Annotated in this window: 2 pseudogenes; both read left to right on the forward strand. The window is 65.9% G+C overall.

Features of this window, described 5'->3' with window-relative positions:
* A pseudogene (locus JCM25156_RS24450) lies at positions 1-431 on the forward strand (glutamine amidotransferase-related protein); the annotation flags it as partial.
* 13 nt (positions 432-444) lie between these two features.
* A pseudogene (gene carB, locus JCM25156_RS24455) lies at positions 445-2514 on the forward strand (carbamoyl-phosphate synthase large subunit); the annotation flags it as partial.

The following is a 2514-nucleotide window of genomic DNA, read 5'->3' on the forward strand; positions in this document are numbered from 1 at the left end:
AACGGGCCGGGCGACCCGGCGGCGACGGCCGAATACGCCGTGCCCGCCATCCGTGGCGTGCTGGAGGCGGGCAAGCCGCTGTTCGGCATCTGCCTGGGCCATCAGCTTCTGGCGCTGGCGCTGGGGGCAAAGACCTACAAGCTGGCGCGCGGGCATCGTGGCGCGAACCAGCCTGTCAAGGATCTGGCCACGGGCAAGGTGGAAATCACCAGCCAGAACCACGGGTTCGCGGTGGATGACAAATCCCTGCCCGCCGATGTGCGCGCCACCCATGTCAGCCTGTTCGACGGATCGAACGAAGGGATCGCCACCAGCCGCTACCCGGCGTTTTCGGTGCAGTACCACCCGAAGCCAGCCCCGGCCCGTCCGACAGCCATTACCTGTTCCGCCGTTTTGTCGATCTGATCGACACCACAACCAAAGCCGCCTGAAAGCCGCCCCGACATGCCAAAACGGACAGACATCAGCTCCATCCTGATTATCGGCGCCGGCCCGATCGTGATCGGTCAGGCGTGCGAATTCGACTATTCCGGCGCACAGGCCTGCAAGGCCCTGCGTGAGGAAGGGTACCGCGTCATTCTGGTCAACTCCAACCCCGCCACGATCATGACTGATCCGGGGCTGGCGGACGCGACCTATATCGAGCCGATCACCCCGGAATTCGTCGAGCGCATCATCGAACGTGAAAAGCCCGACGCCGTGCTGCCCACCATGGGTGGCCAGACCGCGCTGAACACGGCCATGGCGCTGGACAAGTCGGGATTCCTGAAAAAGCATGGCGTCGAACTGATCGGCGCGAACGCGAGGTGATCGACCGGGCCGAGGACAGGCAGAAATTCCGCGAGGCCATGGACTCCATCGGCATCGAAAGCCCGCGCAGCCTGATCGCCCACACGCTGGAGGAAGCCCGCGCGGCCTTGGGCAATGTGGGCCTGCCCGCGGTCATCCGCCCATCCTTCACCATGGGCGGCTCGGGCGGCGGCATCGCCTACAACCGCGAGGAATTCGACCGCATCGTCACCTCCGGCCTCGACGCCTCCCCCACCACGGAAGTCCTGATCGAGGAATCCGTGCTGGGCTGGAAGGAATACGAGATGGAGGTCGTGCGCGACAGCGCCGACAACTGCATCATCATCTGCTCCATCGAGAACATCGACCGATGGGCGTGCATACCGGTGATTCCATCACCGTGGCCCCGGCCCTGACCCTGACGGACAAGGAATACCAGCGCCTGCGTGACATGTCGCTGGCCTGCCTGCGCAAGATCGGGGTGGAAACGGGGGGCTCGAACGTGCAGTTCGGCATCAACCCCGTCGATGGGCGCGTGGTGGTGATCGAGATGAACCCGCGCGTGTCGCGCTCGTCCGCCCTCGCCTCGAAGGCGACGGGCTTTCCCATCGCCAAGGTCGCGGCCAAGCTGGCGGTGGGCTACACGCTCGATGAACTGACCAATGACATTACCGGCAGCACGCCCGCGTCGTTCGAGCCGACGATCGATTATGTCGTGGTCAAGATCCCGCGCTTCACGTTCGAGAAATTCCCCGGCACGCCCGCCCTGCTGTCCACCAGCATGAAATCGGTGGGCGAGGCGATGGCCATCGGCCGCTCCTTCCCCGAGGCGCTGCAGAAGGGCCTGCGCTCGATGGAAATCGGGCTGGCGGGTCTGGACCCGGTCGAAGTGCCGGGCGATGGCGGCCCCGACGCCTTCCGCGCGGCACTTTCACAGCCCCGGCCCGAGCGTATCCTCATGGCCGCGCAGGCCCTGCGCGCCGGGCTGAGCGTGGAGGACATCCACGACACCTGCCGCTTCGAGCCGTGGTTCCTGCGCGAACTGGCCAGGATCGTCGCGGCTGAACATACGATCATGCGCGACGGCCTGCCCGAGGACGCCGACAGCCTGCGCGCGCTCAAGGCCATGGGCTTTTCGGACATCCAGCTTGCCCGCCTGTCCGGCACCAGCGCGGATGAAATCGCGAAGCTGCGGGAAAGCCGGGGCGTGCTGCCGGTCTACAAGCGCATCGACACCTGCGCGGGTGAGTTCGCGTCCCCCACGCCGTACATGTATTCCACCTTTGAAGGGGGATATGGCGTGCCGGAATGCGAAAGCAGGCCGACCGACCGCAGGAAGATCGTGATCCTGGGCGGCGGGCCGAACCGCATCGGCCAGGGGATCGAGTTCGACTACTGCTGCGTCCATGCCGCCTACGCCCTGCGTGAGGCCGGTTTCGAGACGATCATGGTCAACTGCAACCCCGAGACCGTCTCCACCGATTACGACACCTCCGACCGCCTGTATTTCGAACCGCTGACGGCCGAGGACGTGATCGCCCTGATCCGGCGCGAACAGGAAAATGGCACGGTGCTGGGCTGCATCGTGCAGTATGGCGGCCAGACGCCGCTCAAGCTGTCGCACGCGCTGGAGGCGGCGGGCATCCCGCTGCTCGGCACGCCCGCCGATGCGATCGACCGGGCCGAGGACCGCGAGCGCTTCCAGACCATGCTGCACCGGTCTGG

The organism is Komagataeibacter kakiaceti JCM 25156 (genome assembly GCF_000613305.1).